Here is a 7,138-nt window from a genome sequence, read left to right as displayed (position 1 = left end):
GTGCCCTTTGGCCTCACCTAACAATCTCCAGCCCTGCGCCTTGTAGCAGGTGCCTCGGAACAACTGGCTCTTGAGATAGTGATGTTTTTCGATGAGCGCGCGGTAACGATCACGTTCGATGGCATCGTCAGGATCGATCAATCGAACGCGCACATGCTCAAGGACATGCTGTTCGGGCATGCTGTTCGGGCATTGCCGGGACGCGGTAGCGGGATGTGGCCATGCGCGAGTTGTGCCCGAAGGCGCAGAACATGTGCAGTAATTTGGCTCAATCAGCTGAAAACCAGATTTTTGCCGATTTCTAAAAATCCGCCGTGGGCTGCGGGCGAATGACAAATTTCCCTTTCCCGTCGTAAATCCCCGTTCATGCTCGCCCCACATGACAGCAGATTTCCTGGTGATCGGTGCCGGCATCGCCGGGCTTTCCTTTGCCCTGCGGGCGGCGCGACACGGATCGGTGATCGTGGTCACGAAAGGGGACGCCTACGAGTCGAACACCGCGTGGGCGCAGGGCGGGATCGCCTCGGTGCTGGCCGAGAGCTTGCGCGATGCCGGGGATTCCGAGGAGTCGCACATCGCCGACACCCTCGATGCCGGTGCCGGTCTCTGCAAGGAAGCCGCGGTGCGGACGATCATCCACGAAGGCGCGGCGGCGATCGATGACCTGGTGAATTACGGCGTTTCGTTCGACCGGGAAAACGCCCATTTCCTGCTCGGCAAGGAAGGCGGTCACTCGCACCGGCGGATTCTCCACGCCCGCGACACGACCGGCCGCGAGGTGGCGCGCGCGCTCATCGAGACGGCGCGCAAGACGCCGAACCTGACTCTGTTGGAAGACCATTTCGTCATCGACCTGATTACTTCGACCAAGCTCGGCGGCGTGGTGGACGACCGGGTGCTCGGCGCTTACGTGCTCGAAACGAAGACCAGCGAGGTGAAGGTTTTCCGCTCGGACCGGGTGATTCTAGCAGCCGGCGGCTGCGGCAAGGTCTATCTCTACACGACCAATCCCGACTCGGCGACCGGCGACGGCGTGGCGCTCGGCTGGCGGGCGGGCGCCTCGATCGCGAACATGGAATTCATCCAGTTTCACCCGACCTGTTTTTACAACCCCGGCGCCACCGGTCCCGAGGCGCGCTCGTTCCTCGTCAGCGAGGCGGTGCGCGGCGAGGGCGGGATTTTGATCAACGCCAAGGGCGAGGACTTCACGAAAAAAATCGATCCGCGCGGTTCGTTGGCGCCGCGCGACATCGTGGCCCGCGCCATCGACCGGGAAATCAAGCGCACCGGCGCGCCGTGTGTCTATCTGGACGTCACCCACAAGCCGAAGGGCTTCATGAAGGAGCGTTTTCCTTATATTTACGACACGCTCATGAAGTTCGGTCTCGACTGTGAGACCCAGCCGATCCCTGTGGTCCCCGCCGCGCATTACCAATGCGGCGGCGTGCTGACCGACGTCAACGGCAAGACTTCCATCCGCGGGCTGTTCGCGGTGGGCGAGGTCGGCTGCACCGGCCTGCACGGCGCGAACCGCCTGGCGTCGAACTCGCTGCTGGAAGGCAACGTCGTCGGTCGCAGGGCGCTGGATGAAATGATGCGGCTCTATCCGCCCGGCAAGGCCGCCTCGGCGCCTCCTGAGATTCCCGAGTGGGAGCACGGCGACACCGCGGAGCCGGACGAACTGGTGGTGATCTATCACAACTGGGACGAGATCCGGCGCCTGATGTGGGACTACGTCTCCATCGTCCGCACCGACAACCGCCTGCGCCGGGCCTCGGCGCGCTTGCGGAATCTGAAGAAGGAGGTCCGCGAGTTCTACTGGGGCCACCGCGTCAACGCGGACATCCTGGAGCTGCGGAACCTCGTCGCGGTCGCCGGCCTGATCGTCGAGTGCGCCACCCGCCGCAAGGAATCGCGCGGCCTGCATTACACGCTGGATCATCCGGAATCCGACGAGCGGCTCTGCACGGATACCGTCCTGCGGAAGTTCTAACTGCAGTGGCGCTCCCCTCACGGACAAGAGAAAAGCGCGCGTTGGATATCCCCCCGGATCTCGCAACGCGCGCTTTTTTCAGAACCACCCGGCTTGGCCCTGTTCGGTTGACGTCCCCCCGGAAATCAAAAACGAACTCGTGTGGGCCCGGCTTCTTGGTTGTGAGTCCCTCGGGGCCGAAGCGCCTCAGAACGAAATCAATTTGCCTGAAAATCAGGATGACGAAAGCATTTTGGCGTCCCAAATCCGGCCAACTGGTCCCAAAATCGGCCACAAGCGCCGGAATCGGTCACGCCTCGGTCAGCACCTCGCGGCTGACGCCGCGGAGTTCGAAAATTTTGACCAGCGTTTCCTCGATCAGGTTGTTCGGGCATGACGCGCCGGCGGTGATTCCCACGGTGACCGGGCGGTCCTCGGAGAACAGCCGCGAGTAGTCGGAGCTGCGCTCCTCGCGGTGGCGCAGGTCGTAGTGGACGATTTCCTCCAGCGACTTGATGCACGACGCGCCGCGGATGAAGAAGGTCGGCAGCTCCGGCTCGGCGATCTCGACAAGATGGGCGGTGTTCGAGCTGTTATAGCCGCCGACGACGAGCAGCAGGTCCATCGGCTTGCGGAGCATTTCGAAAAGCGCGTCCTGCCGTTCCTGGGTCGCGCCGCAGATGGTGTCGAACATTTGGAATGCGGTGTCGTTGCCATCGCGGTCGATGACGGCCTTGCGGAGCCGGCGCTGGATCTCCTCGGTCTCGCTCTTGAGCATGGTCGTCTGGTTGGCCACGCCGATCTGCCGCAGGTGGATTTCCGGATCGAATCCCGCGGAATGTTCGCCTTGGAAACGCGCCATGAACGCCGCCTTGTCGCCGCCGCCGCGGATGAAATCGCAGACGTAATCGACATCGGCCAGGGTCAGGACGACGAGGTAGTTTCCCTCGCCGTTTTCGCCGAGCGCGCGCGAGGCTGTGGCGCGGGTTTCCTCGTGGTTGGACTTGCCGTGGATGATCGAGGTGAAGCCGTCCTTGGCGTAGCCGCGCACCCGCCGCCAGACTTTCATCACGTCGCCGCAGGTCGTGTCGACCACGTAACAGCCGCGCTCCTCGACTTTGTCCATGAACACGGTGGGCGCGCCGAACGCCGGGACGATCACCACGTCGTCTTCCGTGAGATCGTCATAGCTGGCATCCAGCTCCTGCCATGGCAGCGAGACGATGTCCATCTCGCGGAGGTGGCGGTTGACGTCCGGGTTGTGGATGATTTCGCCGATCAGGAAAATCCGGTTTTCCGGGAAAACCTTGCGCGACGCGTAGGCCAGGTCGATCGCCCGCTCGACGCCGTAACAGAAGCCGAACTGCTCGGCGAGGAGCACCGTGGTGTTGCCGACGGTGATCTTCCCGCCGCGGTCGCGGAGTTTCTCGACGATCGAGGAATGAAAATGGACCGCCACCTCGGCGGAGACCCGTTCCATCACATCCGGGCGTCGCACGTTGACCCGGGGCTTTTTCGTTTTGTTCGCGGCTTCGCTCATCTGGCGGGGATATAATCGTGAAACCGGGCGCGACCAACTCATTTTCCTCCGGGCTTGCCCTGCGGAATTTCCGCGCCATGCTTCGCCGCCTTGTGAGTTCCATTCCGGTCGAGCCATCCTTGGAAGCCTTCGCTGAGCTGGCGAAGCGGGGCAATGTCGTGCCCGTTTACACCCAGCTTGCCGCCGACTTCGAGACCCCGTTGTCTGCCTACCTCAAGTTGCGGGATAACAAGCATTCGTTTCTCCTGGAAAGTGCCGAGAGCACCGAGAAAGGCGGCCGCTGGTCGATCGTCGGCAGCGGTCCGCGCTTGGTTTTCGAGGCTAGGGAGAAGGAAATCACCATTCGCGAAGGCTCGAAAATCCGGACTTACACCGCCGAGGACGACGTTTTGGCAGCGCTGGAGCGGGAAATGGCGCCTTACCAACCGGTCACCCACGGCGCGCTGCCGCAGTTTTCCGGCGGCATGGTCGGCTATCTTTCCTACGACGCGGTGCGGCAGTTCGAGCCGACGCTCGGCCCGCCGCCGCCGGATGTGCTCGGGATTCCCGACGCGATGTTCATGCTGGCGGACACCTTGCTGGTCTTCGATCACCGGCTGCGACGTCTCCAAGTGATCGCGAACGCGTTCATCGATGAATTCGCCACGCCGAAAGAGGCCTACGACGCCGCCCGTGGCAGGATCGCCGCGATGGTGGAAATTTTAAACCGCCCGCTGCATGTCGAGGCGCTCAACGGACTGGTCCAAGTCGAGCCGGTCGAGGCGCGCAGCAACACGACGCAGGAGGAGTTCGAAGCGATGGTCCGCGAGGGCAAGGAGTTCATCGCCGCCGGGGATATTTTCCAATTCGTGCCGAGCCAGCGATTTGAAACCGACTTCGACCGCCCGCCGGTGGATCTCTATCGGGCGCTGCGGCTGGTAAATCCGTCGCCTTACATGTTCATCCTGGAACTGGGGGATTTCGCGTTGGTCGGCAGTTCGCCGGAAGTCCACGTGCGCTCGATCCAGGGCCGCATCGACATCCGTCCCATCGCCGGCACCCGCTGGAGGGGGAAGACGCCGGAGGAGGACGACGCGCTCGCCGCCGAGCTTCTGGCAGACCCCAAGGAGCGCGCCGAGCACCTGATGTTGGTCGATCTCGCTAGAAACGACGTGGGCCGCATCGCCAAACACGGCAAGGTCAGCGTGGATGATTTCATGATCGTCGAGCGCTACAGCCACGTCATGCACATCGTCTCGAACGTCTCCGGCGAGCTCGATCCGTCGCACAGCGCCTACGACGTGCTGCGCGCGACTTTCCCGGCGGGCACCGTCAGCGGCGCGCCCAAGATCCGGGCGATGCAGATCATCAACTCGCTGGAGAAAAACAAACGCTGCGCCTACGCCGGTGCGGTCGGTTATTTCGGTTTCGACGGCTCGCACGACTCCTGCATCACTCTCCGCACCTGCCTTCTCAAGGATGGCAAGGCCTACGTCCAGGCCGGCGCGGGTGTGGTCGCGGATTCCAATCCGACCTACGAATACGAGGAGACCGTCAACAAGGCGAAGGGCATGCTCCGCGCCATCGCCCTCGCCAAGACGATGGGTGCCTGAAAACTAACGATCCGCTCCGATGCTCCTCATTCTCGATAACTACGATTCCTTCACCTACAACCTCGTCCAATACTTCGGAGAGCTTGGCGCGGAGATGAAGATCTTCCGCAACGACGTGCTCACGGTCGAGGACGTGAAGGCGCTCAAGCCCGAGCGAATCTGCATTTCGCCCGGACCCTGCACGCCGACCGAGGCCGGGATTTCCTGCGAGCTGATCAAAGAGTTAGGCGCGACGATTCCGATCCTCGGCGTCTGCCTCGGCCACCAGTCGATCGGCCAGGTTTACGGCGGCGATGTCGTCCGCGCCGACCGCCTGATGCACGGCAAGACCTCGCCGATCCATCACTCCGGCAAGAGTGTTTTCGGCGGCATGCCGAGCCCGTTCGAAGCCACCCGCTATCACTCGCTCATCGTGAAACGCGAGACCCTGCCAGACTGCCTCGAGATCACCGCGTGGACCGAAGAAGGCGAGATCATGGGGCTGATGCACAAGGAACATCCCGTCCACGGCGTCCAGTTCCACCCCGAGTCGATCCTCACGCAGGACGGCAAGCGGCTGTTGGAGAATTTCCTGAAATTGTGAAATCCCCACCTGTTGAAGCGCGATATCCGTCGCCACATCATTCCTGAAAACATGGGCGAAAAAGAACTTCTCGAACTCTCACGCCGGGCCGGCGTCTCAAGCCGGCGGGTCAGGCTCGCGCGCTGGGTCGAATCCGCCGTGGTGCAAGGTTGGCTCGTTGCGATCATCCTGCTCAATGCCGCCATCCTGGGCGTGGAAACCTCGCCGGCCGTCATGGCAAAGTGGGGGGGCTTGTTAGTCACGCTGGACAAGATCTGCCTCGGGGTCTTCCTGGTTGAAATCAGCATCAAACTCGTCGCTTATCGCGGGTTGTTCTGGCGCAGCGGCTGGAATGTTTTCGACGTGCTGGTGGTGGCCATCGCCCTGGTGCCCGGCGCGGGGCCGTGGGCGGTCCTGCGATCGTTGCGGGTCCTGCGGGTGCTGCGCTTGCTAACCGTGATTCCAGCACTGCGCAAAGTGGTGGCCGCGTTCCTCCACTCCATTCCCGGCCTGGCGGGCGTGGTGGCGGTGATGGCGATCTTCTTTTACACGGCTGGCGTGCTGGCGACGCGCTTGTTCGGGGAAGACTATCCGGATTGGTTCGGATCCTTGGGCAAGAGCCTCTACACCTTGTTCCAGGTGATGACCCTGGAGAGTTGGTCGATGGGCATCGTGCGGCCGGTGATGGAAAGCCATCCCTGGGCCTGGGCGTTTTTCATCCCCTTCATCATCGTCGCCACCTTCACGATCCTCAATCTCTTCATCGGCATTATCGTCTCCACGATGCAGGAACTTTCAGTGCTGCCGGAGGCCCACTCGATCGATCATGAGCTGGAACCCCTGCTAGAGCGCATGGAGGCGGACCTGAAAATCCTCCGCTCCACCGTCGAGCGCCTGCGCGGTCCGGAAAGCGGTCGTGGCGGGAACTGAGGTCGTCGCCATTTTAATCACGCCCATGGCCACTAGCTCCATCGAATAGACCGAACTGACGTGGAACCCCACCACCGCTTGCGAGAGGGTTTCCGCAGGATGCAAATTCGACCTGCTTGAAACACGTTTGGTAGGACGGACGATCCTGCCGGGGCCGGTTCTAACCGAGGTTTGCCTCGATGGCGAGGGCGGTGGCGACGATGGGGTCGTTCTCGGGCATCTCGGCGGCGGGGTTTTTCCATGAGCCGTCGGGGAGCGCCGCTTTGGATAGCTCCTGGCGCATGGATTTCACGGTGCGGCTGGAGCCGCCGGGCAGCGATGCGGCTAGTGTCGCGTAAAATTTTATTTGTCGGTTAGTGAATTTTAAAATTGTACGATTTTGAGGATGTGTACAATTGGACAGGTGCCCGCCAAATTACACCGAATCAAATTATCGAAATCCGAACGCCATGAACTCGAAGCCCTCCGCGATCAAAAGAGCGGCAAGGCCTCCGGCATCATGCGTGCGGTCGCATTGTTGCTTTCCGACGAAGGCCCGCATG

General features: G+C 62.0%; 7 protein-coding genes. 4 read left to right on the top strand and 3 right to left on the bottom strand.

Translation table 11 applies throughout. The features are described 5' to 3' along the window. Positions 1 to 180 (bottom strand): hypothetical protein (locus AC4DF4_RS17310; RefSeq protein ID WP_490049359.1); only part of this gene is annotated, 180 nt, incomplete at its 3' end. Positions 181 to 379: 199 nt separating this feature from the next. On the opposite strand from AC4DF4_RS17310, the gene nadB reads away from it, so the two are divergent. Continuing rightward, positions 380 to 1,993 (top strand): L-aspartate oxidase, encoded by a 1,614-nt coding sequence (gene nadB, locus AC4DF4_RS17305; RefSeq protein ID WP_490049358.1) that lies wholly within the window; start codon positions 380 to 382, stop codon positions 1,991 to 1,993. Positions 1,994 to 2,282: 289 nt separating this feature from the next. On the opposite strand, the gene AC4DF4_RS17300 is transcribed toward nadB, so the two are convergent. After that, positions 2,283 to 3,512 (bottom strand): 4-hydroxy-3-methylbut-2-enyl diphosphate reductase, encoded by a 1,230-nt coding sequence (locus tag AC4DF4_RS17300; RefSeq protein WP_490049357.1) that lies wholly within the window; start codon positions 3,510 to 3,512, stop codon positions 2,283 to 2,285. Between the two features lie 77 nt (positions 3,513 to 3,589). Here AC4DF4_RS17300 and trpE point away from each other — a divergent pair, with 77 nt between their 5' ends. The 3 genes from trpE to AC4DF4_RS17285 are packed head-to-tail and all read left to right on the top strand — an operon-like array spanning position 3,590 to position 6,596. Next, the gene (trpE, locus tag AC4DF4_RS17295) at positions 3,590 to 5,104 is read left to right on the top strand and encodes an anthranilate synthase component I (RefSeq protein ID WP_490049360.1); all 1,515 of its coding nucleotides are present in this window, start codon (positions 3,590 to 3,592) and stop codon (positions 5,102 to 5,104) included. Positions 5,105 to 5,123: 19 nt separating this feature from the next. Continuing rightward, positions 5,124 to 5,687, top strand: coding sequence for an anthranilate synthase component II (locus tag AC4DF4_RS17290; RefSeq protein ID WP_490049356.1), 564 nt, complete (start codon positions 5,124 to 5,126; stop codon positions 5,685 to 5,687). A 12-nt stretch (positions 5,688 to 5,699) separates the two neighbouring features. Further along, positions 5,700 to 6,596: an ion transporter gene (locus AC4DF4_RS17285; protein WP_490049355.1), complete on the top strand. Its 897-nt coding sequence runs from the start codon at positions 5,700 to 5,702 to the stop codon at positions 6,594 to 6,596. 160 nt (positions 6,597 to 6,756) lie between these two features. Here the strand turns inward: AC4DF4_RS17285 and AC4DF4_RS17280 are convergent, their stop codons facing one another. Continuing rightward, a complete protein-coding gene (locus AC4DF4_RS17280) occupies positions 6,757 to 6,879 on the bottom strand; it encodes a hypothetical protein (RefSeq protein WP_490049354.1) in 123 nt (40 codons plus the stop codon). Positions 6,880 to 7,138: the final 259 nt, after the last annotated feature.

This window comes from Luteolibacter sp. (genome assembly GCF_058122085.1).
This window is presented reverse-complemented; position numbering and strand designations above follow the sequence as displayed.